24 protein-coding genes are annotated in these 24,240 nt (G+C 59.3%); 15 read left to right on the top strand and 9 right to left on the bottom strand.

Going from position 1 to position 24,240, the window contains the following annotated elements:
- Positions 1-150: 150 nt before the first annotated feature.
- Positions 151-1,104 (top strand): hypothetical protein, encoded by a 954-nt coding sequence (locus tag R9B85_RS14540; RefSeq protein WP_423770325.1) that lies wholly within the window; start codon positions 151-153, stop codon positions 1,102-1,104.
- Between the two features lie 524 nt (positions 1,105-1,628).
- On the opposite strand, the gene R9B85_RS14535 is transcribed toward R9B85_RS14540, so the two are convergent.
- The 5 genes from R9B85_RS14535 to virB5 all read right to left on the bottom strand — a co-directional run bounded on the left by R9B85_RS14535 (position 1,629) and on the right by virB5 (position 4,627).
- Positions 1,629-1,820 carry an antitoxin VbhA family protein gene (locus R9B85_RS14535; RefSeq protein ID WP_027917478.1) on the bottom strand — a complete coding sequence of 64 codons (192 nt, stop codon included), beginning with the start codon at positions 1,818-1,820 and terminating at the stop codon, positions 1,629-1,631.
- Between the two features lie 288 nt (positions 1,821-2,108).
- Positions 2,109-3,194, bottom strand: coding sequence for a type IV secretion system protein (locus R9B85_RS14530; RefSeq protein WP_423770324.1), 1,086 nt, complete (start codon positions 3,192-3,194; stop codon positions 2,109-2,111).
- Positions 3,191-3,445, bottom strand: a complete 255-nt coding sequence (locus tag R9B85_RS14525) for an EexN family lipoprotein (protein ID WP_119368615.1) — start codon at positions 3,443-3,445, stop codon at positions 3,191-3,193. The genes R9B85_RS14530 and R9B85_RS14525 overlap by 4 nt, the downstream gene beginning before the upstream one ends.
- Entirely contained in the window at positions 3,442-3,933 is a 492-nt protein-coding gene (locus tag R9B85_RS14520; protein ID WP_423770323.1) for a hypothetical protein, read from the bottom strand. The genes R9B85_RS14525 and R9B85_RS14520 overlap by 4 nt, the downstream gene beginning before the upstream one ends.
- A 1-nt stretch (position 3,934) precedes the next feature.
- Positions 3,935-4,627 (bottom strand): P-type DNA transfer protein VirB5, encoded by a 693-nt coding sequence (gene virB5 / locus R9B85_RS14515; RefSeq protein ID WP_423771065.1) that lies wholly within the window; start codon positions 4,625-4,627, stop codon positions 3,935-3,937.
- 476 nt (positions 4,628-5,103) lie between these two features.
- Here virB5 and mobC point away from each other — a divergent pair, with 476 nt between their 5' ends.
- From mobC to R9B85_RS14500, 3 genes are all read left to right on the top strand, one after another.
- Entirely contained in the window at positions 5,104-5,649 is a 546-nt protein-coding gene (mobC, locus tag R9B85_RS14510) for a plasmid mobilization relaxosome protein MobC (protein ID WP_423770322.1), read from the top strand.
- A gap of 247 nt (positions 5,650-5,896) precedes the next feature.
- The gene (locus R9B85_RS14505) at positions 5,897-6,118 is read left to right on the top strand and encodes a hypothetical protein (protein ID WP_423770321.1); all 222 of its coding nucleotides are present in this window, start codon (positions 5,897-5,899) and stop codon (positions 6,116-6,118) included.
- A 5-nt stretch (positions 6,119-6,123) separates the two neighbouring features.
- A complete protein-coding gene (locus R9B85_RS14500; RefSeq protein ID WP_423770320.1) occupies positions 6,124-7,752 on the top strand; it encodes an Eco57I restriction-modification methylase domain-containing protein in 1,629 nt (542 codons plus the stop codon).
- Here the strand turns inward: R9B85_RS14500 and R9B85_RS14495 are convergent.
- Complete coding sequence (locus tag R9B85_RS14495) at positions 7,749-8,945, bottom strand: phospholipase D-like domain-containing protein (RefSeq protein ID WP_423770319.1); 1,197 nt, start codon at positions 8,943-8,945, stop codon at positions 7,749-7,751. The genes R9B85_RS14500 and R9B85_RS14495 overlap by 4 nt on opposite strands.
- 558 nt (positions 8,946-9,503) lie before the next feature.
- Here R9B85_RS14495 and R9B85_RS14490 point away from each other — a divergent pair.
- Positions 9,504-9,965 carry an Lrp/AsnC family transcriptional regulator gene (locus R9B85_RS14490; protein ID WP_112251518.1) on the top strand — a complete coding sequence of 154 codons (462 nt, stop codon included), beginning with the start codon at positions 9,504-9,506 and terminating at the stop codon, positions 9,963-9,965.
- A gap of 13 nt (positions 9,966-9,978) precedes the next feature.
- On the opposite strand, the gene R9B85_RS14485 is transcribed toward R9B85_RS14490, so the two are convergent.
- The gene (locus R9B85_RS14485) at positions 9,979-10,269 is read right to left on the bottom strand and encodes a hypothetical protein (protein WP_112251516.1); all 291 of its coding nucleotides are present in this window, start codon (positions 10,267-10,269) and stop codon (positions 9,979-9,981) included.
- A gap of 604 nt (positions 10,270-10,873) precedes the next feature.
- Here R9B85_RS14485 and R9B85_RS14480 point away from each other — a divergent pair.
- The 9 genes from R9B85_RS14480 to R9B85_RS14440 all read left to right on the top strand — a co-directional run bounded on the left by R9B85_RS14480 (position 10,874) and on the right by R9B85_RS14440 (position 21,152).
- Positions 10,874-12,556, top strand: coding sequence for a flavin monoamine oxidase family protein (locus R9B85_RS14480; RefSeq protein ID WP_112251513.1), 1,683 nt, complete (start codon positions 10,874-10,876; stop codon positions 12,554-12,556).
- A 14-nt stretch (positions 12,557-12,570) separates the two neighbouring features.
- Positions 12,571-13,359: a carbon-nitrogen hydrolase family protein gene (locus R9B85_RS14475; protein ID WP_423770318.1), complete on the top strand. Its 789-nt coding sequence runs from the start codon at positions 12,571-12,573 to the stop codon at positions 13,357-13,359.
- A 164-nt stretch (positions 13,360-13,523) separates the two neighbouring features.
- Positions 13,524-15,824 (top strand): pyrroloquinoline quinone biosynthesis protein PqqF, encoded by a 2,301-nt coding sequence (gene pqqF, locus R9B85_RS14470; RefSeq protein ID WP_423770317.1) that lies wholly within the window; start codon positions 13,524-13,526, stop codon positions 15,822-15,824.
- A 158-nt stretch (positions 15,825-15,982) separates the two neighbouring features.
- On the top strand, positions 15,983-16,054 hold the full coding sequence (gene pqqA / locus R9B85_RS14465) for a pyrroloquinoline quinone precursor peptide PqqA (RefSeq protein ID WP_003243383.1): 72 nt from the start codon (positions 15,983-15,985) through the stop codon (positions 16,052-16,054).
- Positions 16,055-16,132: 78 nt separating this feature from the next.
- Complete coding sequence (gene pqqB / locus R9B85_RS14460) at positions 16,133-17,044, top strand: pyrroloquinoline quinone biosynthesis protein PqqB (RefSeq protein WP_215521055.1); 912 nt, start codon at positions 16,133-16,135, stop codon at positions 17,042-17,044.
- A gap of 159 nt (positions 17,045-17,203) precedes the next feature.
- Complete coding sequence (gene pqqC, locus R9B85_RS14455) at positions 17,204-17,959, top strand: pyrroloquinoline-quinone synthase PqqC (protein WP_423770316.1); 756 nt, start codon at positions 17,204-17,206, stop codon at positions 17,957-17,959.
- Positions 17,956-18,231 carry a pyrroloquinoline quinone biosynthesis peptide chaperone PqqD gene (gene pqqD / locus R9B85_RS14450; protein WP_085626239.1) on the top strand — a complete coding sequence of 92 codons (276 nt, stop codon included), beginning with the start codon at positions 17,956-17,958 and terminating at the stop codon, positions 18,229-18,231. The genes pqqC and pqqD overlap by 4 nt, the downstream gene beginning before the upstream one ends.
- A complete protein-coding gene (gene pqqE / locus R9B85_RS14445; protein WP_252378496.1) occupies positions 18,203-19,363 on the top strand; it encodes a pyrroloquinoline quinone biosynthesis protein PqqE in 1,161 nt (386 codons plus the stop codon). Before pqqD ends, pqqE begins: the two co-directional genes overlap by 29 nt.
- The gene (locus tag R9B85_RS14440) at positions 19,329-21,152 is read left to right on the top strand and encodes a S9 family peptidase (RefSeq protein ID WP_252378495.1); all 1,824 of its coding nucleotides are present in this window, start codon (positions 19,329-19,331) and stop codon (positions 21,150-21,152) included. Before pqqE ends, R9B85_RS14440 begins: the two co-directional genes overlap by 35 nt.
- Positions 21,153-21,284: 132 nt before the next feature.
- On the opposite strand, the gene R9B85_RS14435 is transcribed toward R9B85_RS14440, so the two are convergent.
- Both R9B85_RS14435 and R9B85_RS14430 read right to left on the bottom strand, forming a co-directional pair.
- Entirely contained in the window at positions 21,285-21,443 is a 159-nt protein-coding gene (locus R9B85_RS14435; RefSeq protein ID WP_009681539.1) for a YqaE/Pmp3 family membrane protein, read from the bottom strand.
- Positions 21,444-21,582: 139 nt separating this feature from the next.
- Entirely contained in the window at positions 21,583-22,863 is a 1,281-nt protein-coding gene (locus tag R9B85_RS14430) for an aspartate aminotransferase family protein (RefSeq protein WP_375149415.1), read from the bottom strand.
- Between the two features lie 209 nt (positions 22,864-23,072).
- On the opposite strand from R9B85_RS14430, the gene R9B85_RS14425 reads away from it, so the two are divergent.
- Positions 23,073-23,996 (top strand): LysR family transcriptional regulator, encoded by a 924-nt coding sequence (locus R9B85_RS14425; protein WP_112251499.1) that lies wholly within the window; start codon positions 23,073-23,075, stop codon positions 23,994-23,996.
- Positions 23,997-24,240: the final 244 nt, after the last annotated feature.

The following is a 24,240-nucleotide window of genomic DNA, read 5'->3' as shown; positions in this document are numbered from 1 at the left end:
TTTCAGAACAAGTTTTCTCTTTCGACGGTAGAAACCTGTTCGTGAACCTACTCGATTTACATAAGAAGGTGAGCCGATTATGGCTAGCACTTCGGCTTCGCACAAGTCAAAGAATGCGGCTTTTATCACTCACCGCCGAATGGCGGGATTATGGATTCAATCTCCGTAGCTCAATCAGGAAGACGCAGCAGGCCCTATGTCCAACGTGTGAATCACGGCGGTAACTATTGCGGCCACTCGCCAGAAAACCCGCGTCTGGAGCTGGTGTATGACGCTGTGAGCCCTGGAAAAGCTCTGCCCGGCATTTTGACCGAACTCAAAGAACGGGTTAAACGCTACTACATCAAACCCGCCATCCTGCCCTCTCTCCGCAATGCAAACCACAACCCCGGTGGCCGTCAGCAGCGCAGCGAACGCCGCGAAGCGTGTCTTCTGATGCTGGCAGTCATCGTTTCCTATACAGACCTTGTGTCGCTACGCTGCGGCGTGCCGACGAAGCAAGGTTTTATGTCACTGACCCTAGATTATCTAGTCGAATACACAGGCTTGCACATGCGCCGCGCAGAACGCGCCATAGCCGACTTAAAGCGTGCGAACCTCATCACCTGCAGCCAGCCGCGAAAGCTGAATGAAGACGGCACTTATCGCGGCCTGGCGGCAGTAAAGGCGGTGAACAAAATGTTATTCACCGCCTTTGGCCTCGGTAAGCGCTTGGAAAGGGAAACGGAGCGCGCTAAAGATCGACTGGCCAAGAAGGTCAAGAAGGCGGGCGGCACCATGACCAGTTGGGCCCGCAACAGGCTGGTAATTGGGGGCATCAAAAACACGAAGCCTGTGAAGGCATCAGCAAGTGACCACTCCCAGCCAACGATAGCCAAGGCCACCACGGGGCTTGCAGCGGCCGTTAGGTCACCACAAATTCCCCAGGCCATACCTGCGGGGGCTGACGCTCAAACATATTCCCTAGCACGCACCGAACTGGCGATAGCGATCTTGAAAGCGAACCCAGGTAAGACAGCGGCAGAGGTAAACGCCGAAGCTGACCAGATCCTCAGGCAACGCTACACAGCCAAGACAGCTAAAGCAGGACGACTCACCGCCTAGCCTTATCTGGCAGGCCTCCCCACGCCCGCAAGGCGTCAAAGAGGCAAGAAACAGCCTCAAAACAGGGTTCTCCGGCCGAAACCAACCCCCTCCCTCTCTGGCTATCCCCATAACTCACCCGACTTCGAAGTTATCCACAGGCACGTGGCCGCGCCGTCATGAAGCGTTACCGTTAAGTGTCGGCAAGCGGTTTCTTAGGTGTCGGACCTTAACCAGTAGGTCTTAAAAGAATCAGAAGGCGGGGATTGCTACCATCCTGTGCGGTAGCCAACTAAACACAAAACACAGCACTCCGCGCTTCGCTTGGGCAACCCCTTCGGTTGCATCCCGCGTCCTATCCTTGCCGGACGGGCGGCAGGGGCAGGTCCGGCGGCTTCGCCTTGTTCCTCCCCCTGTCGTTAGGCTTGGTCGCTTACAGCTGCATCAAGGGTACGGCTACGCCCATCATCCTCACCCGTTCGGTGCTCGCCCTCCGGGCTGCGCTCCGCTGCGGCTTGCGGTGATGCCCTTGACCCAGCTTCCAGCTATTCGTGGATGCTGGCTGAAACAAATTCGGTCAAGGTTAGCTTCCCGTCCACAAAAGCTTGAGCGCGTCGCTTTTCTTCAGCGCTCAATACAAAGCCCTCGAGCCCGATTGACGCGCAAGCATACTCGACAGCCTTCCGACGCCGCTCCCGCTCAGCACTCGTGATGATGATGCTCTCCGAAGTATTCATAGGCTTCCCCTCGTGTCGGTGACTGAAGCAAGACAATTTCAGCGCTGAGCAGATAAACGAGGGTCAAGGGCGTCACCGGAGGCCGCAGCCCGTGAAACGGGACCGGGCGAGGATGACGGCGAAGCGCACCCTTGACGCTGCGCCCCCCCAATCCTATTTGCGGGGCTGCTGGGTGTTTTTCCCAGCAGCCCCTGCTACCGGCGAGGGCGGGAAGTCCAGAGGGGCAGAGCCCCTTTGGGCAAGCCCGCCAGGGCGCGCAGCAGGGTCCACAATACTGATATCCGGCCGCTAACTACCGACCTTCCCTCCTCTCGCCCTACCCCAGTTCTTGCCTAGGTTCTGCATGACATGCTGCCGGTAGGCTGGGTTCCAAACGCTGTTTCCTGCGATCACATGATTCAAACCTCTTGCAGTGGTCATCATGCCCGACTGCAGGTCTCGGCGCGTTGACATCGGGTTAACGGTGTTGAAGACCGCCTTGGCTGGGTTTAACGCAGCCTGAGTCATCTGCCGCAATGTGATCGCACTGGACGACAGACCACCTGCAAGCTGACCTCCCAATGAGTAAGCCTGATAAACCATGTAGAGCACGATCCCACTCAACGCGAGGATCTCCAGCATGTCGGTCGTTGGACCGTTTCCAGCAGTGGGCTGCACATCAGCCAGCATTGTCGAGAAGAACTTCATCCCCAGCGTAAGCACTGAAGTGATCGCGGCGCACTGAATGATGTATGTCATCACTTGGGCGAACCATTGATCGAACAATTTGCTGGTCATTTGACCGAACAGCAGTAGTGCGATGAATAGCGGGCCGCACCCCAGCAAAAATGCCAACAGCACCTTGGCTGTGATGATCATCGCTCCAGCGGGTAGCGTAATCAGAAATGTTGCGATGAGCATCGTTCCAGCGATAAGCCAGTCATAAAGAATCATGCCTATCTCGGTCATGCCACGACGTCCTGCGCGAGCAATCAGATCGGAAGCGATATCAAATCCGTCGGTCATGGCTCTATCAATCACCTGATACACCGACGTTGCAGCTACACCTTTGCCGTTTGGCGAGAACGCATCTGCCAAGCCAACCTCCAGGCCGCGAATCGCTTCCACGACCCAACCAAGGTACGTATCGGCATTGAGTGCCAAGGCGCCGATGAATACCCATTTCAACATGAGCTTGAAGACATGCGGGAGAGGATGCTCGATGAAGCCACCGACTGACAAAAGGCCCAGGATCATGAAGAAAAGGCCGCCGCCAGCAACGAACAAGCCCGAGGAATTATCAATGACACCATGTGCCATGAGTTGCACATAGCCGTTTAATACCAAGTCGATTGAGCCACCTACCCATTCGTAAAAATTGGACTGCATGGTCATTGCCCCTCCAGATTCAGCATTTCACGCTTCCGATAGCCGCGCTGATCAAGCTGCTGCTCATTCCTGGCTTGCTTGGCATTAACGCAGTTCGGCGTAAGAGCCAGAGTCCCGGCATGTCGCTCGCACTCCGATATATGGATATCCCTTTCCGAGCTGTGGGCTTTGTACCAATCGACAGAATGGACCGGTTCATCCGCCCCGCAGCCCGTGAGCAGAAACAAAACGACAATTGAGAAACGAGAGGCTGTCATTTCCGGCCCTCCCGATTCTGATCCGCCCCATTCACATCACAAGGCAGCACATGCTCCGCCTCCGTGCGGAATTCCCCAGCAAATTTCAGCGAATAGGCCAGCTCAGCAGCGTTGATAATCTGAAGTGCTGCAAGCGTTCTCAACGCGCTTTCCCTTGTCCCTGCCCAACTACCCGCGATGCGATATTCGGACCTCGAAATCAATAGCGACGAACCCAGTGCACATGCGAACGAGATCAAAACGGCGAGCGCTGGGGAGATTGGCCCAGCTGCTCGGGGTGGCACTACCTGCAGCCAATCGGCAAGCGCCAATAAAAAAGGCATGATCGCGGCCGATGCCGCCAGGAGATCGCTCTGGATCAACTCAGGTGCACGTCGTGACACCTCTTTCAAAGCCCCGAACCGGCCAATGCAAATCCAGAATCGTCGTAAGGAAGTGAGGATGAAGAAGCACACGACCAAGGGGAGGATATGAGCGTATGAGATCATTTCAGTTGCCTCCCAGGTTCAGCAATTCGCGATTCTTGTAGCCTCTCTTGTCGAGCACCTGGGCATTCAATTCCCGTTGTCGCTGCTCCTGGATCTTGCCCTCAGCCTCAGCGACCATTTGGAACATCTGCAATTTGGTCTGCTCGTTCTGGATCATCGCTTGCTCAGCAGCGATGCGACCCTGCAGCTCTGCGATCCCTTTGGGATCTTGCGTTTGATTGATCTGCCCCATGAGCTGGTCAATCTGGCGCAGTCGGGCTTCGGCCTGGTCATAGGCCTCCAGAGCAAACGCTTTATCCTGTGACGGCTTCACCGCCTGTGCTCGGCAAGCATCGCGCTGCTGATCCTGAACCAGGCTTTCGCAGGCATCGAACACCTTGTTGTCCGCATAGATCGAACCAGCACGACCATTCAGGCCTGAATAGCCGCCATGCTTCACTGCGTCATACACTGCCTGCCAGTCTTGAGGCAGATAGGCTCGCAGCTGCGGATCATCAAATACTCGACCGAGCCCACGCGACCCCGTGAGCGCACCGTACTGCTGTTTCATCTGGTCAATCTGGGACGCCATCTGCTGAACCTGTTGGGCCCAGCGAGTCGTGTTAGACGCGAACTCGGCAACAGTCATAGGAGAATCCGTAACTTGAGTAGTAACGGTTACGGGAATTTGCGCGAAACTCTGCTGTGAACACATCAGCGACGCAGATATTGTCGCGAAACCAAATGATCGGACACCTTTCCAGGCTGGACGCATAAACAGATCCATAGTCATCTCTCCATTGAACAATGGTGAACACTGGGCCGTCTGTCCGGCCTGTCGATCTGTTTAGGAATCGCACCCGGCACGGTTATACCGTTCTTGGGGTGACTATGCGCCAGTCTTACCCGGTGTAGGCCCCGTCTTTTAAGGGCCGCGCCCATAATGCGTTAGGCATCAGCGAAGCGGTTGCAGTGTTCATCTAACAAACCAAAACATTACATTTTGGCGAAATGCATTATCTCATTTTGACTCCATATCTAGAAGTGCCATACATCCCATTTCTTCGTCATGACTAAATCCTCATTGCAACGAATGACTACTGCAGGATAGGCTAACCGCCGGTAAACTACGCGCGTATGCGCTTGTTTGCTCGCCCTAAATGGGCGTCGCTAGTGTTATTGGAGGGTAATGTGGAGAAGAAGAACGCCTATTTGAACGTCTATCTGGGGCCGGTTAAGGAACCTTGGGCTAACTACTGCAAGACGCTTGGGAAGAAACCCGGCGCAGCCATTAAAGAGGCTATCGAGCAGCAGCTAGCCAAAGCAGAAGCTAACCCGCAGCCAAAGACCTATCGGCAAACCGAGACTGATAAGGAGACTAAAGAGCGTTTCGAAATCCTGCTAACCATCTCAGAAAAAGCGGCCGTCAAAGACCGTGCAACCACTGAACGCTGTTCAATGCGCCGGTGGATTGTGGATGCCATTCGGGCTGGGCTTACCAACGAACCGCAATTATCCATGCTCGAAATCGATGCACTGGGGGAGTCTAACTACCAGTTGCTAGCCCTGGGTCGAAACCTCAATCAAATTGCTCGACGATTGAATGAAGGTCACTACGAACCGATAACTATCGAGCGCATAGAAGCTCTGAGTCGTTTAATAGATAAGCATACGGATGCCGTGAGCGATGCGATTAGGGCGAGCCTAGAACGCTGGAGCATAGTTAAAAAACTTTGATTTCAAGACTTCCAGTTCATGCTAGGACCAGCATTATGCATAGATCAATGTCCATGCATTTCGCGGCCTGCTGCCCTTAGCCATTTCGTCATGACGAAATCATATCGAGCCCCGGATGATGGAGCCTCGTAGACCCCTTGCGCAGTCGTCGAGCACTTTCGGCCATCCCGGAGCCTCGTGCGCTTACACGTACATGCTGTGAATAGGCGAAAAATCTACCAATGTCACATAACATATGTTACATTACATGGAAATTTTTTGGAGCAAAGGCATGGCAAAGGGAAGCTCAGGCCGTATCGTCATTGAGGTAGAGGTAGAACTTAAAAATCGCCTCTATTCGGCACTAGCAGCTCAAGGAATGACGCTGAAAGATTGGTTTATAAAGTCTGCTGAAGAGCACATGCTTGAGTTTGGTTCAAACCAATATTCTTCGCTACCAGACTCCTTGAAGAGCAAAAAACCAGCATGAATTTCATGGCTAATGAAAGCGCACAAAAGCTGCGCGGTGGTTATTACACACCTATAAAGATTGCAACCTTCATCACTAGGTGGATGAAAGAATCAAATGCAAAGGTATTTCTAGAGCCTAGCTGCGGGGATGGGGCTTTTTTGGCCGCGCTAGCTGATACTGGCTTTGATGACTCAATTACGGTTAACGCTTTCGAACTTGACCCCATTGAGGCTAAGAAGGCGGCCGCCCTTGCAGATCAAAAGAAGATTCATGCCCGCATCAAAAATACTGACTTCCTGAGAGTAGCACTTGACGATCTCACGATGAAAAATCAGGAATATGATGCCGTCATTGGAAATCCGCCATTCATCCGATATCAGTATCTACCATCCGAGTTTCAAAATTTAGCCGAAGCGATTTTCAAACAGCTTGGCTGTAAATTTACCAAGCATACGAATGCTTGGGTGCCATTTATAATGGCAGCCATAGCAATGCTAAAGCCCGGTGGACGTCTAGGGATGGTCATCCCTTCGGAAATCATCCACGTTCTACACGCACAGTCTCTGCGCACGCTGCTTGGGCATCTTTGCAAAAAAATAGTCATCATTGACCCTGAGGAAATTTGGTTCGAGGGGACATTGCAGGGCGCGGTCATTATCATGGCCGAAAAAAAGTGGTCTGAGTCAGACTATGGTCACGGTTTAGGAATTGTTCAAGTTAAGGGTGATCAGTTCTTGACGCAGAGCCCAACGGCATTATTTGATTCAGTCGCCGCAATAAATGGTCGCACTGTTGAGGGAAAGTGGACTAAAGCATTTCTCAGCAAGTCCTCTTTAGAGCTACTTGACGCCGCGGAGCAACTAGAGACGGTTCACCGCTTCAAAAGTATTGCAAAGGTAGACGTGGGCATTGTCACCGGAGCTAACAGTTTCTTCCTCGTAAATGATGAGACCGTTAGAACTCATAGACTAAGTAGCTGGTCGCACCCTATGTTCGGCAGAAGCGAACATTGCCCAGGAGTAATCTACGACGACAGGCAGCATGCGGAAAATAGCAGTAAAGGCCTACCATCCAATTTTCTTTGGTTTCCCGAAGGAAGCGCAGACATATACAAAGAGGTGGCAGACTACATAAAAATTGGTGTTGAACAGGATCTGCACACCAGATACAAAACTCGTATCAGAAAGTGCTGGTATACCGTACCGTCCGTTTCAAGCAGCCAAATCGGAATGTTAAAACGATCCCATGACGTTCCAAGATTAATCTTAAATGCTGCAGAGGCATACACTACCGATACCGCATACCGAATTTCATCGAAAATCGTAGACTCCAGTGCATTAGTGACAGCCTTTTTAAATCCATTGACAGCGCTCTCCGCAGAGCTTGAGGGCAGGACCTATGGAGGCGGAGTTTTAGAACTCGTGCCATCAGAGATTGAAAAGCTGTTGATCCCGCTACCTAAACATAGCAATTTAGATATAAAACAGCTTGATACTTTTGTTCGAACCAAGAACATGACTGAGGTATTAACGGGACACGGCCTAAAAGTTCTTGAGCTAGCAGGCTTCACCAAGCACCAATCGCAGGAGCTCCTTGATGCTTGGGTATCGCTAAAAAATCGCCGGCAGCGAAAGGGATCTGACGATAATTAGTCCCTAATATCAATTAGGTAATCAGCTTCATCCCCTACAGTTTCGTACAGGCGCAAGATTTTCCCGGTGATATTTCGCTCCTGTATGAAACCGTTCAGGTCTCGGCCCCACCGTAAAATTGTTGTGTAATTATCCTGCCCAGCTTCACCATCAGGCTTGTGGCTGATTTCAAAATTTCTCACCCCATAATTCACATCATCGATAACCAATCGCATTGCAATAAATGTATGCTCTTGGTCCGCTTTCCTATGCCGCCCCTCTTCCCGTTCCCATTTGTATCCGTCGAATAACTCTCGGAAATAAGTGGTTTGATCGATTACCTCACCGTCCGTCCCCCGGAATTTTGCCTGCACCAAACGCACGCCGCCCACATGTTTAGTACCTGGCTTCACCTGTAAGGAGTCTGTGGCGGGCAGTTTTTTCTGCCATACTAGTGATTTAGCCACCGTTGAAAGATCAACCGGAGGCAAACCTTCGCCCTCGCCATTAACTTCCGGAGCCACAGCTACCACGTCATTTTCACTACGAAGCGCTTTGTCTAAAAGCGGTGCCCTAGGGGTGGGTACGGATGGGAATGGGTTTTCTGGAACATCACTGCCTCGGCGTACAACTATACGCTGGCGCTTGCGCAACTCACCAATTTCTTGTTGAGTTGGTATCTGACTCCGTCGTACTAGCGCGGCAATCAATTCGACTGTCAGCTCTTGCATTATATCTTCCGCAGGGGAAGTTATAGGTGAAAGCTGCCGTAAGAAATCATTATAAGCCCCTGAATCTGCAGGCAGTGAAAATTTATACTCGGCAGCAACCTCATAGTTACTGTACATACCACCATCAGTTAAATTGTTAGACCCTACAAAAGCAACTGCATTATTCTCACCCTCAAAAATATAACACTTAGGATGGAATGTAGCTCTCGGGACAGCATTATGCGCAACATAAACTTTACAACCCCACCTTAGAAGCTCTTCCAGAACTTCTTTCGTGGTTCCCCCGAGATCAATCCCAACAATGATAACAACCTCGGCACCGTTTTCCTTTTGCTCGATAATCGCGTCTCGTAGACGCAAAATTGCTCGTAGCCCCACGAAAGCGGAAACCAAACACAAACGCTTCAGCTGACGCGCTTCTAGCAGATTGCCGATCTCAGTACCTAGCTGTCGCTGAGGTTGTACAACTGTTGAAAATTCCAAGCTCGCTCCCACCACCAAGTGTTACCACTGCCGTTTTCGTGGAGACCTTTCACCGGTACAGCTTAGGTACAGTGGTAGGTTCCTTCCCATTTCGCAAATTTACGCTAAACTCCGCTTTGCCCGCTAGTATGGCCTTGCTGTACTTACGCTTACGATGGTACGGTTTCGCTTAGTTATCGGCATTCATGCCGAACTCATAATCCTTTGGTCCACGGTTCGAGTCCGTGTGGGCCCACCAGAAAACTCAAAGGCCTACGTTGCAGAACGTAGGCCTTTTTCTTTTCGGCAGTTCTGCCGGATGAAAAAGCTACGGCTGATGTTTACATCCTGGGCCAGGCCGCCGCGGTAGCTGTAGGAGCGGCCTTGTGTCGCGAAAGGGCCGCAAAGCGGCCCCAGCAATATCTGCATCGACGCTGAAATCCTGAGGCCGCTTTGCGGCCCTTTCGCGACACAAGGCCGCTCCTACAAAGGGACCGCGATGGCGCGGCCAGCTGTGACTGCCCTTGCTCTGGCCATCACTGGCTGGCTAGGCTAGCAGGCCAACCGTAGAGACTCGCCATGTCGGACTCCCGCTCCATCACGCTGGATGAAATCGATCGCCAGCTGATCGCCCTGCTGCAGATCAACGCCCGCGAAAGCGTCGCCACCCTCGCCCGCCAGTTGGGCATCGCCCGCACCACCGTGAACTCGCGCCTTGAACGGCTGGAGAAGAACAAGGTCATCTCCGGCTATGGCGTGCGCCTGGGCCAGCGGGTGCTGGGCGGTGGGCTGCAGGCGTATGTGGGGATCAAGGTGCAGCCGCGCTCGGGCAAGGAGGTGGTGCGGCGCCTGAGTGCGATGGGCCAGGTGCAGCAGTTGTGCGCCGTGAGCGGTGAGTTCGACTATGTGGCCTGGCTGCGTACGGATTCGCCCGAGCAACTGGACCAGTTGCTCGATCAGATCGGCAGTGTCGACGGGGTGGAGAAGACCACCACATCGATCATTCTCAGCAGCAAGGTGGACCGCGGGCAGCCGCTCTGAACCTGGCTGGCGGTCAGGCTTCCTGGCCGTCGAGCAGGCTTTCCAGAATCGCCGAAAGGCTTTCGGCGGAATGCTGCATCGACCAGACGATGTCGCGGCTGCGTTCGGGGGCGTGATGCTGGGCGTAGTCGGTGGCGATCTGATCGAGGCCACGGGCCAGCAGGCAGGCGTGGACCAAGGCGTCTGCGGCGTCGATGCCGGGGCGGATGGCGAATAATGGCGGGTGGCTGGATTCGCAGTTGCAGAAGGTTTTTTCTGCGGTGGGTTTAAGCTTTTCGGGTTGGTTGGAATCAGTCTTCTTCATGATGCAATTTCCAAATTGAGTCTTGAGGAAACCGCTCACCAACTCCTTCTCACGGGAAATGGGTGGCAGCCATGCACGGGGTGAGAACCGGCCAACTTGGAAATCCGGCCAGGCGAAAGCCTGCCCGCGACGGCTGCCATGACATAAGCCTTGGTACGAAGTTGGAGATGGGTTCTCACACCCAGTCGCCCGAACAGCGGCGACCCAGTGAAGTTAACAATGAGGCTTTTCCCACGCAGCCAGACCGAGGCTATAGCGGGCGTAGGGTAATTCTTTAATTCCCGCCATGGGTGTAGGAATTTGCTGATCATCCACGATCCCAAGCACAACACAGCCCCCTGTGGGAGCGGGTTTACCCGCGAACGCGTCGGTAGATTCACTGCAGCATTCGCGGGTAAACCCGCTCCCACAGAGACCGGTGCTGCCCCTGGAGATCTCTACATTCGTCATAAAAGATGAAAAATCATTTATTTAGACGAAACAAGCGACATTCAGACAACACTCTGCATCTTAATAACGAACATCCCACTCCCTAAAATGGCCCCCAGGCATCTCCTATACTCAGGCTCCGCCCGCTGCGCAGCCTCTCTGGCAAGGTCACTTCATGAACAAGAAAAACCGCCACCCCGCCGACGGCAAAAAGCCCATCACCATCTTCGGCCCGGACTTCCCCTTCGCCTTCGACGACTGGTTGGAGCACCCCGCAGGCCTGGGCAGCATCCCGGCCGAGCACCATGGTGCGGAAGTGGCAATCGTGGGCGCCGGTATCGCCGGCCTGGTAGCGGCCTACGAACTGATGAAGCTGGGCCTCAAGCCGGTGGTGTACGAAGCCTCCAAACTGGGTGGCCGGCTGCGCTCGCAAACCTTCAACGGCACCGACGGGGTCATCGCCGAACTGGGTGGCATGCGCTTCCCGGTGTCGTCCACCGCCTTCTACCACTACGTGGACAAGCTGGGCCTGGAGACCAAACCGTTCCCCAACCCGCTGACTCCGGCTTCGGGCAGCACGGTGATTGACCTGGAAGGCCAGACCTACTACGCCGAAAAACCCACCGACCTGCCCAAGCTGTTCCACGAAGTGGCCGACGCCTGGGCCGACGCGCTGGAAAGCGGTGCCCAGTTCGCCGACATCCAGCAGGCCATCCGCGACCGTGACGTACCGCGCCTGAAAGAGCTGTGGAACAAACTGGTACCGCTTTGGGACGACCGCACCTTCTACGATTTCGTCGCCACCTCGCGCTCGTTCGCCAAGTTGAGCTTCCAGCACCGCGAAGTGTTCGGCCAGGTCGGTTTCGGCACCGGCGGCTGGGACTCGGACTTCCCCAACTCGATGCTGGAAATCTTCCGCGTGGTGATGACCAACTGCGACGACCACCAGCATCTGGTAGTCGGCGGTGTCGAGCAGGTACCGCAAGGCATCTGGCGCCATGTACCGGAGCGCTGCGTGCATTGGCCGGAAGGCACCAGCCTGAGCGCTCTGCATGGCGGCGCGCCGCGTACCGGGGTCAAGCGCATCGCCCGCGCCGCCGATGGCCGCCTGGCGGTCACCGACAACTGGGGCGACACTCGTCACTACAGTGCCGTGCTCGCCACCTGCCAAACCTGGCTGCTGACCACCCAGATCGACTGCGAGGAATCGCTGTTCTCGCAAAAGATGTGGATGGCTCTGGACCGCACCCGCTACATGCAGTCGTCAAAGACCTTCGTCATGGTCGACCGGCCGTTCTGGAAGGACAAGGATCCGGAAACCGGCCGCGACCTGATGAGCATGACCCTTACCGATCGCCTCACCCGCGGCACCTACCTATTCGACAACGGCAACGACAAGCCGGGAGTGATCTGCCTGTCGTACTCGTGGATGAGCGACGCGCTGAAGATGCTGCCGCACCCGGTGGAAAAACGCGTGCAACTGGCCCTGGACGCACTGAAGAAGATCTACCCGAAGACCGACATCGCCGGGCACATCATCGGCGACCCGATCACCGTTTCCTGGGAAGCCGACCCGCACTTCCTCGGCGCCTTCAAGGGCGCCCTGCCGGGTCACTACCGCTACAACCAGCGCATGTACGCGCACTTCATGCAGCAGGACATGCCTGCCGAGCAGCGCGGCATGTTCATCGCCGGTGACGACGTGTCGTGGACGCCGGCCTGGGTGGAAGGCGCGGTACAGACATCGCTGAATGCGGTGTGGGGTATCATGAACCACTTCGGTGGCCGCACTCACCCGGACAACCCCGGCCCAGGCGACGTGTTCGACGAGATCGGCCCGATCGCTCTGCCGGACTGAGACAAGGAGGCAGCATGCGCATTGCTCTGTTCCAGGGCGCACCCAAGCCACTGGACGTGCCCGGCAACCTGCAACGGTTGCGTCATCAGGCGCAACTGGCGGCCGAACGCGGCGCCCGGTTGCTGGTGTGCCCGGAGATGTTCCTGACCGGCTACAACATCGGCCTGGCCCAGGCCGAGCGGCTGGCGGAGGCCGTCGATGGCCCTGCGGCCATGGAGGTGGTGGAGATCGCCCAGGCACACCGCATCGCCATCGTCTACGGCTACCCGGAGCGTGGTGATGATGGCGCGATCTACAACAGTGTGCAGTTGATCGATGCGCACGGCCGCTGCCTGAGCAACTATCGCAAGACCCACCTGTTCGGCGAGCTGGACCGCTCGATGTTCAGCGCGGGCTCCGACCATTTCCCGGTGGTGGAGCTCGATGGCTGGAAGGTCGGCCTGCTGATCTGCTACGACATCGAGTTCCCGGAAAACGCCCGGCGCCTGGCGCTGGACGGTGCCGAGCTGATCCTGGTGCCGACGGCGAACATGTCGCCGTACGACTTCATCTGCCAGGTGACCGTGAGGGCCCGGGCGCAGGAGAACCAGTGCTACCTGGTGTATGCCAACTATTGCGGCTCGGAAGGCGAGATCCAGTATTGCGGGCAGAGCAGCATCATCGGCCCGGATGGCAGCCTGCTGGCCATGGCCGGGCGGGACGAGTGCCAGTTGCTGGCGGAGCTGGAGCATGAGCGGGTGGTGCAGGGGCGGGCGGCGTTTCCTTACCTGAGCGATCTGCGCCAGGAACTGCACCTGCGTTAAGGCTGACAGGGGCCGCTGTGCGGCCCATTCGCGGGTAAACCCGCTCCCACAGGTTAAATTACAGGTCTGAAAGCTGTGCAGTGCCTGTGGGAGCGGGCGTGCCCGCGAAGAGGCCGAGCCTGCAAACAAATGGGTTAGCATGGACAGCAGTTACCGGAGCTCCCATGCCTGACGCCACCCGCCACCTCACCCTCGCCAACGGCCTGCAGCTAACCCTGCGCCACGCCCCGCGCCTGAAGCGCTCGGCCGCCGCACTGCGGGTACATGCGGGCAGCCACGATGCGCCGAGCAGATGGCCCGGCCTGGCCCACTTCCTGGAGCACCTGTTCTTCCTCGGCACCTCGCGCTTCCCTCTGGACGACGGCCTGATGCGTTACGTGCAGGCCCTCGGCGGCCAGGTCAATGCCAGCACCCGCGAACGCACCACCGACTTTTTCTTCGAGGTCCCGCCCGGCGCCCTGGCCGGGGGGCTGGAGCGCCTGTGCCAGATGTTGGCCGAGCCAGACCTGGGCATCGAGCGCCAACGGCGCGAACGTGAAGTAATCCATGCCGAATTCATTGCCTGGTCGCGTAACCCTCAGGCCCAGCAGCAGTTCGCCTTGCTGCAATCCGCAGCACCAGGCCATCCACTGGGCGCTTTTCATGCCGGTAACCGGCACACCCTGGCCTTGCAGGATCCTGCCTTCCAGCAAGCGCTCGGTGGCTTTCACCAGCGCTTCTACCAAGGCGGCCAGATCACCTTGAGCCTGTGCGGCCCGCAACCGCTGGATGAACTGGAATCGCTGGGCCGGCAGCATGCCAAACTGTTCGCAACGGGTGAACGGGTGCCACAAGCTCTGCCACCGCCTTTATCGGCGACCGACACGCACCTGCTGTTCAGCCACGAAAACCTGCCGGCAGGTGCCGAGCAGGCCCTTGAGTTGCTGATCGCCTGCCTCGGCGATAGCCGCCCGGGCACCTGGCTGGATGGGCTTCGCCAGCGTGGCTGGCTGCAAGGCTTCAAGGCCGAGGCGCTGTACGCCTTCGCCGGGCAGTTGCTGTGGCACATTGAACTGAAGCTCAGCGAGGACGCCTGTGTAGAGGAAGCCGGTGCCCTGTTGCAGGGCTGGTTCGGCTTTATCCGCCAGTCCGACCCTGGGCAATTGAATACCGAATTCGAACTGCTGCAGCAAAGCCGCGAACGCAGTGCCAGTGCGCTTGAGCTGGCCCGCCGGGACAGCGCCGGCCAGCCGTTCAGCGGTTTGGACACACAAGGCTTGCAGGCCCTTCGTGCCCTGCTGGAAGGACTGCCGGGCCGCGAGCATGGGCACTGGCAACTGCCGGCGGTCGACCCCTTGCTCCTGGCCGATTTGCCTGCTGCCAGGCCGCAGCCGCTGCCAGCGGCACTGAAGGTCAGCGACCAACTGCCTGGCGCTCGTCAGTATGCGGCGCTGTACCTGCGCTGGCATGTTCCTTCACCCTTGCGCCAGCGCCTGCATGCGCAGCTCGAACGTGCCCTGCAGCCCCTGCAGGAGCGCTGCGAGCGGGTATCGGTGCAGTTGCAGTTCAGTGCCGCTGGCGAATACTGGCAACTGCGCTGCGCCGGGCTACCGGCAGCGGTGCTGCGCACTGTGGAACAGGCCTTGGCACCGATGCTCGAGCCCCCGGCAGGCAGCTGGCTACCCTGTTCGACGCAGCCTCCGGCACTGATCCCCATCCGGGCACTGCTCAAGCAGTTGCCCGACGCTGTGCTGGGCGCCAGGCCTGCACCTGTTCCGGCCTGCAACCTGACACAAACGCATCTCGACAACCTGTGGCAGCAAACACGCTGGCACGGCCTGGCTACCGGCTTCGACGATGCCGCCCTGAACGCATTGGGCAGTGTGTTGCAGCACTGCCCTGGCCAAGGCTCGGCGCCTGGCCCTCTACCCGCATGGGCCAGCCGCCGTTGGCAACATGCCGAAGTACCCGGCAGCGAGCATGCCCTGCTGCTGTTCTGCCCACTGCCGGCGGCCATGGAAGCCCCTGGCCGTCTGCTCGCCCAATTGCTGCAAGGGCCGGTTTATCAACGGCTGCGGGTAGAATTGCAACTCGGCTATGCGGTGTTCAGTACCTTTCGTCAGGTGGAGGGGGTCGGCGGCCTGCTGTTCGGGGTCCAGTCGCCTCATGCCAGCCAGGTACAGATCCTCGACCACCTGCTCACCTTGCTGCGCCGGGGCGTTACCCTGGCCCCTGCCGCTCGTCAGGCCCTGGCCGGGCAATTCGATGAAGCGGCGATGGGCAACGCCGAAGTCGCCGAATGGGCGTGGCAGACATACCTGGCCACACAACCCGGCAGGCTGGATGCATTGCGCAGGTCTATCCTGAAAACGCGGCAGACGGATCTGGACCACCTGCTGAGCCATCTGCTCGATACAGGTTCCCCTTGGCTATGCCTTGCCAACGCTGCCGCACCAGATGCTTCCTGGCTGGGCTCGACCCCATGATTGTTACGAAAACCGCAAGGGAGTTTTCGAATAATTAACCTTTCGGTACAAATTTTTCTTGTAAGATAGCGCAATCCCAGCCAGGGGAACCTCCAGCCAATGGCGGTACCCAAGTAGTAGCTGACAAACCCACCCCCTCATCCGGAAGGAGTAATTCCATGTGGACCAAACCTGCATACACTGATCTGCGCATCGGCTTCGAAGTCACCATGTACTTCGCCAACCGCTAAGCCCGGCTTACGGTTCAACGCCTCGGCCTGCCGGGGCGTTTTCGTTTTTTCGCTACGGTTTCTGCAGAGAGAGTGGCCATGTACATCCAGGTTCTCGGTTCCGCCGCCGGCGGCGGGTTCCCACAGTGGAACTGCAACTGCGTCAACTGCAAGGGCTTGCGTGACGGTACCCTGCGGGCCACGCCGCGCACCCAGTCGTCCATCGCCCTGTCCGACGATGGCGTGCACTGGGTGCTGTGCAATGCCTCGCCCGACATTCGCGCGCAGCTTCAAGCCTTTGCCCCGATGCAGCCGGCCCGCGCCCTGCGCGACACCGGCATCAACGCCATCATTCTGCTGGACAGCCAGATCGACCACACCACCGGCCTGCTCAGCCTGCGCGAAGGCTGCCCACATCAGGTATGGTGCACCGACATGGTCCATCAGGACCTGACCACCGGCTTCCCGCTGTTCAACATGCTCAGCCACTGGAACGGCGGCCTGCAGTGGAACCGCATCGAGCTGGAAGGCAGCTTCGTCATCGACGCCTGCCCCAACCTGCGCTTCACCCCGTTCCCCCTGCGCAGCGCCGCCCCGCCCTATTCGCCGCACCGCTTCGACCCGCACCCGGGCGACAACCTTGGCCTGCTGGTCGAGGACACCCGCACCGGCGGCAAGCTGTTCTACGCTCCGGGCCTGGGCCAGGTGGACGACAAGCTGCTGACGATGATGGACGGCGCCGACTGCCTGCTGGTCGACGGCACCCTGTGGGAAGATGATGAAATGCAGCGCCGTGGCGTGGGTACCCGTACCGGCCGCGAGATGGGCCACCTGGCGCAGAACGGCCCCGGCGGCATGCTGGAGGTGCTGGATGGCTTCCCGCGCCAGCGCAAGGTACTTATCCACATCAACAACACCAACCCGATTCTCGACGAAGACTCGCCCGAGCGTGCCGAAGTGCTGCGCCGGGGTGTGGAAGTGGCCTTTGATGGCATGAGTATCGAGTTGTAACAGCCAGATCGCACAAAGCAACACAGGCCCTGTGGGAGCGGGTTCACCCGCGAAGACTCCCACACAGTGTATGGCACCGGCTTCGCCGGTGTTCGCGGGTAAACCCGCTCCCACAGGGTGCGTGCCAGCTAACAAGTTTGTCGTACAGGAGCCAGCCGAATGAGCGACGCACTGCCAATGTCCCCTGCCGAATTCGAGCAGGCCCTGCGCGCCAAGGGCGCCTACTATCACATTCATCACCCGTACCACGTGGCGATGTACCAAGGCCGCGCCACCCGCGAACAGATCCAGGGCTGGGTGGCCAACCGCTTCTACTACCAGGTCAACATCCCGATGAAGGATGCCGCGATCCTGGCCAACTGCCCCGACCGCGAAGTGCGCCGCGAGTGGATCCAGCGCCTGCTCGACCACGATGGCGCACCCGGCGAGGACGGTGGTATCGAAGCCTGGCTGCGCCTGGGCCAGGCCGTCGGGCTGGACCCGGATCAGTTGCGCTCACAGGAGCTGGTACTGCCCGGCGTGCGCTTCGCCGTGGACGCCTACGTCAACTTCGTCCGCCGGGCCAGCTGGCAGGAAGCAGCCAGCAGTTCGCTGACCGAGCTGTTCGCCCCGCAGATCCACCAGTCGCGCCTGGACAGCTGGCCGCAGCATTACCCGTGGATCGACCCCGCGGGCTATGAATACTTCCGCACCCGCCTGGGCCAGGCCCGACGTGACGTGGAGCACGGCCTGGCGATTACCCTGCAGCACTACACCACCCGCGCGGGCCAGGAGCGTATGCTGGAGATACTGCAGTTCAAGCTGGATATCCTGTGGAGCATGCTCGACGCGATGAGCATGGCCTACGAGCTGAACCGCCCGCCCTATCACTCCGTCACCCAGGAACGGGTGTGGCACAAAGGGATCACCCTATGAGTTTCAACCGTAATCAAGTGCCGAACTGGCGCCCCGGTTATCGCTTCCAGTACGAACCGGCGCAAAAGGGCCATGTGCTGCTGTACCCAGAGGGCATGATCAAGCTCAACGACAGCGCGGCCCTGATCGGTGGCCTGATCGACGGCCAACGCGACGTTGCCGCGATCATCAGCGAACTCGAACAACAGTTCCCCGGTGTCCCGGAAGTGGCCGATGACATCGAGCAGTTCATGGAGGTGGCCCGTGCCGAACACTGGATCGTCCTCGCCTGAGTTACCGCCCACGCCAGCAGTCGGCCTGCCGCTTTGGCTGCTGGCCGAGCTGACCTACCGTTGCCCGCTGCAGTGCCCGTACTGCTCCAACCCGCTGGACTTCGCAGCCCAGGGCCAGGAGCTGAGCACCGCGCAGTGGTTCAAGGTAATGGCCGAAGCCCGGGAAATGGGTGCCGCGCAAATCGGCTTTTCCGGCGGAGAACCGCTGGTACGCCAGGACCTCGCCGAACTGATCGGCGAGGCCCGCCGGCTGGGCTACTACACCAACCTGATCACCTCGGGCATCGGCCTGACCGAAGCGCGCATCGCCGACTTCAAGAAAGCCGGCCTGGACCATATCCAGATCAGCTTCCAGGCCAGCGACGAGCAGGTGAACAACCTGCTGGCCGGCTCGAAGAAGGCCTTTGCGCAAAAGCTGGAAATGGCCCGTGCGGTGAAGGCCCATGGCTACCCAATGGTGCTCAACTTCGTCACCCACCGGCACAACATCGACAAGATCGACCGCATCATCGAGCTGTGTATCGCCCTTGAGGCCGACTTCGTCGAGCTCGCCACCTGCCAGTTCTACGGCTGGGCCCACCTCAACCGGCTGGGCCTGCTGCCGACCCGCGCGCAGCTGGAACGGGCCGAACGCATCACCAACGAGTATCGGGACAAGCTCAAGGCCGAGGGCAACCCGTGCAAGCTGATCTTCGTCACCCCGGACTACTATGAGGAGCGCCCCAAGGCCTGCATGAACGGCTGGGGCAGCCTGTTCCTCACCATCACCCCGGACGGCACCGCCCTGCCCTGCCACGGCGCGCGTCAGTTGCCGGTGCGGTTTCCCAACGTGCGCGACCACGACCTGCACCACATCTGGTACGACTCGTTCGGCTTCAACCGCTTCCGTGGCTATGAGTGGATGCCCGAACCCTGCCGCTCCTGCGACGAGAAGGAAAAGGACTTCGGCGGCTGCCGCTGCCAGGCCTTCATGCTCACCGGCGATGCCAGCAACGCCGACCCGGTGTGCGCCAAGTCGGCCGACCACGGCATCATCCTCAAGGCCCGCGAAGAGGCGGAAAGCGCCCAGCTCACCATTGAACAGATGACCTTCCGCAATGAACGAAACTCCCGTGTCATCGTCCGCGGCTGAGTTCAGTGCTGCCCAGGCTGTTGCCGCAGGCACCGACTTCGCCGAACTCAAGGTCAGCGACGCGGGGCTGTTCTGGAACGAATTCCGCCCGGCCGATGGCGCCTGTCGCATCTGGCACTGGCAGCATCAGCAGGCCCGCTGCCTGACACCGGATGGTTTCAGTGTGCGTAGCCGGGTCTACGAATATGGCGGTGGCAGTTTTTGCCTGGGTGGTGACGGGTTGGTGTTCGTCAACGAAAAAGACCAGCAGGTCTATACCCAGGCCCTGGAAGGCGCGGTACCGCGTGCCCTGACCGAAGATGCCAGCTGCCGCTACGGCGATGTGCAGTGGCACGACGGCCGGGTGCTGGCAGTCGAGGAGCAGCATGGCGAACGGGTCGAGCATCGTCTGGTCGCCCTGGGTGAACATGCCCGCGAAGTGCTTGCCGAGGGTGCCGACTTCTATGCTTCGCCTACGGTGAGTGCCGATGGCCAGCGCCTGGCGTGGGTCGAATGGGATCGCCCGGCACAACCCTGGACCATCACCAGGCTGATGTGCCGCGCACGTGATGCAAGTGGCCACTGGGGCCCGGTGCAATGTATTGCCAGTGCTGACGAGTCGCTACAGCAGCCGCGCTTCGATAGCGAAGGCCGACTCTATTGCCTGTCCGACCGCGATGGCTTCTGGCAACCCTGGGGCGAGGTCGATGGCTGCTGGCAGGCCTTGCCTGCCGAGCCCGCGGACCACGCTGCAGCCCCCTGGCAACTGGGCTCCAGTACCTGGTTGGCGCTGGGGCAGCAAAGTTATCTGGCCAGCTGGTTCGAAGACGGCTTCGGGCAACTGGGGCTGCGCACTGCCGATGGCCGCGTGGAGCGTTTCGCCAGCGCCTACACGCGCTTTCGCAGCCTGGCCATGGATGCAGAACACCTGTACGCCATTGCCGCCTCGCCGATCAGCCCGCCGACGGTCATCGCCATCGCCCGTAGCAACCACGAAGTCAGTGTGCTCGCTGGTGGCGCCGAAGTGCTGCCGGCAAGCCATATCAGCCTGCCGCAGTCGATCCACTACGGCAGTGACGGTCACCGCGCCCACGGCTTCTTCTACCCGGCAGCCCGCTCGCAAGGTGCCTCGCCGCTGGTGGTGTTCATCCATGGCGGGCCAACCTCGGCCTGTTATCCCGTACTCGATCCGCGCATCCAGTACTGGACCCAACGCGGTTTCGCCGTCGCCGACCTGAACTACCGGGGCAGCACCGGCTATGGCCGTGAATACCGTCAGGCCTTGCATCTGCGCTGGGGCGAAAGCGATGTGGCCGATGCTTGCGCGGCGGTGGAATACCTGGCCGGACGTGGGCTGGTCGACAGCCGCAAGGCGTTCATCCGCGGCGGTAGCGCGGGCGGCTACACCACACTGTGCGCCCTGGCGTTCCATGATGTGTTCCGCGCCGGCGCCAGCCTGTACGGGGTCAGCGACCCAGTTGCCCTGGGCAGGGCCACCCACAAGTTCGAAGGGGACTACCTGGACTGGCTGATCGGCGACCCGCTGCAGGACGCCGAGCGCTATCGCCAGCGTACGCCGCTACTGCATGCGGGGCAGATCAAGGTGCCGGTGATTTTCTTCCAGGGCGAACTGGATGCGGTGGTGGTGCCGGAGCAGACGCGGTCGATGTTGGCGGCGCTGCAGGCTAACGGGATAAAGGCCGAAGGGCACTTCTATGCGGGGGAGCGGCATGGCTTCCGCAAGGCGGAGAACCTGGCGCATGCCTTGGAAGAAGAGTGGAAGTTCTATTGCCGGGTGTTGGGGGGCTGAGATTCTGGGGCCGCTTTGCGGCCCATCGCGACACAAGGCCGCTCCTACAGGGATCGCACAAGCCCGAATGTGGCGCTGTACCTGTAGGAGCGGCCTTGTGTCGCGATGGGCTGCAAAGCAGCCCCAAAAATCTCAGCGCTTGGCGATGATATACACCGCATGCACGATCCCCGGAATGTACCCCAGCAGGGTCAGCAAAATATTCAGCCAGAACGCCCCGCCAAATCCCACCTGCAGGAACACGCCCAGCGGCGGCAGGATGATGGCGATGATGATGCGTATGAAGTCCATGCGAGTCTCTCCTGAAGGGGTTACATCAGAGACTAGCTGCCCGCCACAGAGGTTCAACAGGCAAAAAAAAACGCCCCGGGCCGAATGAAACAGGCCAGGGGCGATGCGCAGGAACGCCAGACGGTTCGTAAAATTCGGATCAGGCCGGTACTTCCCGGCGGGCCTGCTGCCGGGTGTGCAAGCGGGCAAAGGCGCGGGCCAGGCGCAGCAGCATTTCGTCGATGTTGCCCTTGCTCACCGTCAGCGCCGGCGAAAAACGCACCACATCCGCCTGCGGTGCGTTGAGCAACAGGCCTTCGTGCAAGGCAGCCGCCACCAGTTCGCGAGCCAGGCTTTCCTGCATCTGCAGGGCCCACAGCAGGCCTTGCCCGCGCACTTCGCCCTGGCCATAACGCCCGGCCAGCCGGCTCAGGCCGTCACGCAGGTGGCGGCCGTTGTCCTGCACCTGGGCGAAGAAGCCAGGCTCCAGCACGGTATCCAGCACGGCCAGGCCAGCGGCGCACATCAGCGCGTTGCCATGGTGGCTGCCTTCCAGTTCGCCAGGCTCTGCGCAGCACGCCGTACCCCGAGCCAGCAACGCCGCCAGCGGCACGCCCCCGCCCAGCCCCTTGCCCAGGGTGATGATGTCGGCGCGCACGCCATAGGTTTCTTCAGCCAGCAGCGCGCCACAGCGGCCGATGCCGGTCTGCACCTCATCAAGGATCAGCAGGATGCCCAGCTCGCGGCACAGCGTTTCCACACCCTTGAGATACTCCTGCGTGGCCGGAATGACACCCGCCTCGCCCTGGATCGGCTCAAGCATGATCGCCACGGTGCGCGAGTCCACCTCGGCGTGCAGCGCCCCCAGGTCGTTGAACGGCACCTTGCTGAAGCCCGGCAGGCCTGGCTCGCAGCGGTTGCACGGCAGCGGGTCGGACGCCGACAACGCGCCCAGGCTGCGACCATGGCAGGCCTGGGTGGCGGTGATGATGTGATAGGCGCCGTTGCGGTGCAGTTGGCCCCATTTGCGGGCCAGTTTGATCGCACCTTCGCAGGCTTCGGCACCACTGTTGAGCAGGTACGCCTGGTCGCTGCCGGTGCTCTGGCACAGGCGATTGGCCAGCCCCAGCAGGCCACGACTGTGAAAGCCCGAACCCGGGTTGATCAGCGCCTGGGCCTGGTTGCCCAGCGCCTTCACCAGCACGCTGGGGCTGTGGCCGAGGCTGTTGACTGCGCCCCCTTGGGTGAAGTCCAGGTAGGCATGCCCTTCGTTATCCCACAACCAGGAGCCCTGGCCACGCACGAACACCTGTGCTGCGCGTTCGGTGCTGGGCATCAGGCGCTCGCGCGAAAGCTGCGGCGCTTCCGGCAGGATCACCGGCGCACGCTTGGGCTCGGCGACGGCAGCAGGGGCCGGGCGGCGCAGGTTGAACAGGTTCATCAGGGCTCCAACCAATCACGACAGGGGCGGCCACGGTGCGGTCTGGGTACCGGCACTCGATATTTTGCCTTTCCTATCAAAAGTGTTTTTCATCCGGGGTAACAATCGACCGTTTCATCGCTGTAACCCATTGGAATACGGCGATAGACTAGGCCTCACGAGGGTTTTCGACCATTTCGTTTTTCCAGCATTTTCGATAAGTAGTACTTATGGATTTCCGCCAACTGCGTTATTTCGTCGCGGTGTATGAAGAAGGTCACGTGGGCCGCGCCGCCGAGCGCCTGTCGCTGTCCCAGCCAGCGCTTTCCCAGCAGATCCGCCAGCTGGAGCACAGCCTTGACCTGAGCCTGTTCGAACGCAGCAACAAGCGCCTGCTGCCAACGCTGGCCGCCCATACCCTGTACAACCACGCCCTGCCGCTGCTCGACGGCCTGCAGCGCGCCCATGAGGCCATGCGCAATTTCAAGGGCCAGTCGTTGCGTACCTTGGCCATCGGCGTGCTGCAGACCGTGCGGCCGAGCCTGGTACCGCAGTTGCTCGAGCGCCTGCGCAGGGCACAGCCGCACCTTGTGGTGCAGATCTACGAATTGTCGGGGCTGGAGATAGAACGGCGCCTGCTCAATGGCAGCCTGGACATCGGCATCAGCTACCTGCCGCCACGCCAGCCAGGGCTGCATGGTCTGCTGCTGTACGAAGATGAGTTGCAACTGGTCATCCCCGCTACCCACCCGCTGAAGGACTTCAAGAAGGTGTCCATCCGCCAGGCCGCCGAGCTGCCCATGCTGATGCTGGGCGAGGAATTCCAGATCCGCCAGATCTGGCAGGCGCAGCTGGCCAGCCAGGGGCGTCGGCCGCAGGTACAGGCAGAGATGAACAACATGGCAGGGATTCTCGACAGCCTTGCCCATACCGCGCTGGCCACCATCCTGCCAGGGCGGGCCAAGGAGGCCGCCGAGGATGACCAAGGGCTGCTGTGGAAGCCGTTGAGCGAGCCGCGAGTACCGCTGAAGGTTGGTTTGGTATTCCGCGACGCCCAGCGCCAGCAGGCTTCTGTGGAGCTGCTGCGCACGCTGTTGGAGGAAGAGACGGACGCACGCCTGTCGGGCGCATCACCGCTGGATGTGCTGGGTTGAAAACACGCGCACAAAGAAAACCCCGCCGAAGCGGGGTTTTCCAGACTGTTTCCCTGTGACATCCGTATCGCCCCGCCATCCTGGCAGGTGGTCCTTCGTCGTCGTCCTTGATCTGTCCTTTGCGCTTCCTGCGCAACGTCCATGTGGTAAAGATTAGCCCTGGATCCAATCTGAGAACAGTGGCGAAAAGTCACCACGTTGTGTAGGAAAAAGCTTACAAAGGGGGATTCATTCCCAGATTTGC

It is taken from the genome of Pseudomonas sp. NLJ1, from assembly GCF_049486705.1.
Classification (GTDB): Bacteria; Pseudomonadota; Gammaproteobacteria; order Pseudomonadales; family Pseudomonadaceae; genus Aquipseudomonas; species Aquipseudomonas inefficax.
This window is presented reverse-complemented; position numbering and strand designations above follow the sequence as displayed.

Excerpts from the sequence above, each read along its gene's own strand:
- R9B85_RS14540 (WP_423770325.1), top strand. The coding sequence starts at position 151 with ATGGATTCAATCTCCGTAGCTCAATCAGGAAGACGCAGCAGGCCCTAT.
- R9B85_RS14535 (WP_027917478.1), bottom strand. The coding sequence starts at position 1,820 with ATGAATACTTCGGAGAGCATCATCATCACGAGTGCTGAGCGGGAGCGG.
- R9B85_RS14530 (WP_423770324.1), bottom strand. The coding sequence starts at position 3,194 with ATGACCATGCAGTCCAATTTTTACGAATGGGTAGGTGGCTCAATCGAC.
- R9B85_RS14525 (WP_119368615.1), bottom strand. The coding sequence starts at position 3,445 with ATGACAGCCTCTCGTTTCTCAATTGTCGTTTTGTTTCTGCTCACGGGC.
- R9B85_RS14520 (WP_423770323.1), bottom strand. The coding sequence starts at position 3,933 with ATGATCTCATACGCTCATATCCTCCCCTTGGTCGTGTGCTTCTTCATC.
- virB5 (WP_423771065.1), bottom strand. The coding sequence starts at position 4,627 with ATGTGTTCACAGCAGAGTTTCGCGCAAATTCCCGTAACCGTTACTACT.
- R9B85_RS14505 (WP_423770321.1), top strand. The coding sequence starts at position 5,897 with ATGGAAATTTTTTGGAGCAAAGGCATGGCAAAGGGAAGCTCAGGCCGT.
- R9B85_RS14500 (WP_423770320.1), top strand. The coding sequence starts at position 6,124 with ATGGCTAATGAAAGCGCACAAAAGCTGCGCGGTGGTTATTACACACCT.
- R9B85_RS14490 (WP_112251518.1), top strand. The coding sequence starts at position 9,504 with ATGTCGGACTCCCGCTCCATCACGCTGGATGAAATCGATCGCCAGCTG.
- R9B85_RS14485 (WP_112251516.1), bottom strand. The coding sequence starts at position 10,269 with ATGAAGAAGACTGATTCCAACCAACCCGAAAAGCTTAAACCCACCGCA.
- R9B85_RS14480 (WP_112251513.1), top strand. The coding sequence starts at position 10,874 with ATGAACAAGAAAAACCGCCACCCCGCCGACGGCAAAAAGCCCATCACC.
- R9B85_RS14475 (WP_423770318.1), top strand. The coding sequence starts at position 12,571 with ATGCGCATTGCTCTGTTCCAGGGCGCACCCAAGCCACTGGACGTGCCC.
- pqqF (WP_423770317.1), top strand. The coding sequence starts at position 13,524 with ATGCCTGACGCCACCCGCCACCTCACCCTCGCCAACGGCCTGCAGCTA.
- pqqB (WP_215521055.1), top strand. The coding sequence starts at position 16,133 with ATGTACATCCAGGTTCTCGGTTCCGCCGCCGGCGGCGGGTTCCCACAG.
- pqqC (WP_423770316.1), top strand. The coding sequence starts at position 17,204 with ATGAGCGACGCACTGCCAATGTCCCCTGCCGAATTCGAGCAGGCCCTG.
- pqqD (WP_085626239.1), top strand. The coding sequence starts at position 17,956 with ATGAGTTTCAACCGTAATCAAGTGCCGAACTGGCGCCCCGGTTATCGC.
- R9B85_RS14440 (WP_252378495.1), top strand. The coding sequence starts at position 19,329 with ATGAACGAAACTCCCGTGTCATCGTCCGCGGCTGAGTTCAGTGCTGCC.
- R9B85_RS14435 (WP_009681539.1), bottom strand. The coding sequence starts at position 21,443 with ATGGACTTCATACGCATCATCATCGCCATCATCCTGCCGCCGCTGGGC.
- R9B85_RS14430 (WP_375149415.1), bottom strand. The coding sequence starts at position 22,863 with ATGAACCTGTTCAACCTGCGCCGCCCGGCCCCTGCTGCCGTCGCCGAG.
- R9B85_RS14425 (WP_112251499.1), top strand. The coding sequence starts at position 23,073 with ATGGATTTCCGCCAACTGCGTTATTTCGTCGCGGTGTATGAAGAAGGT.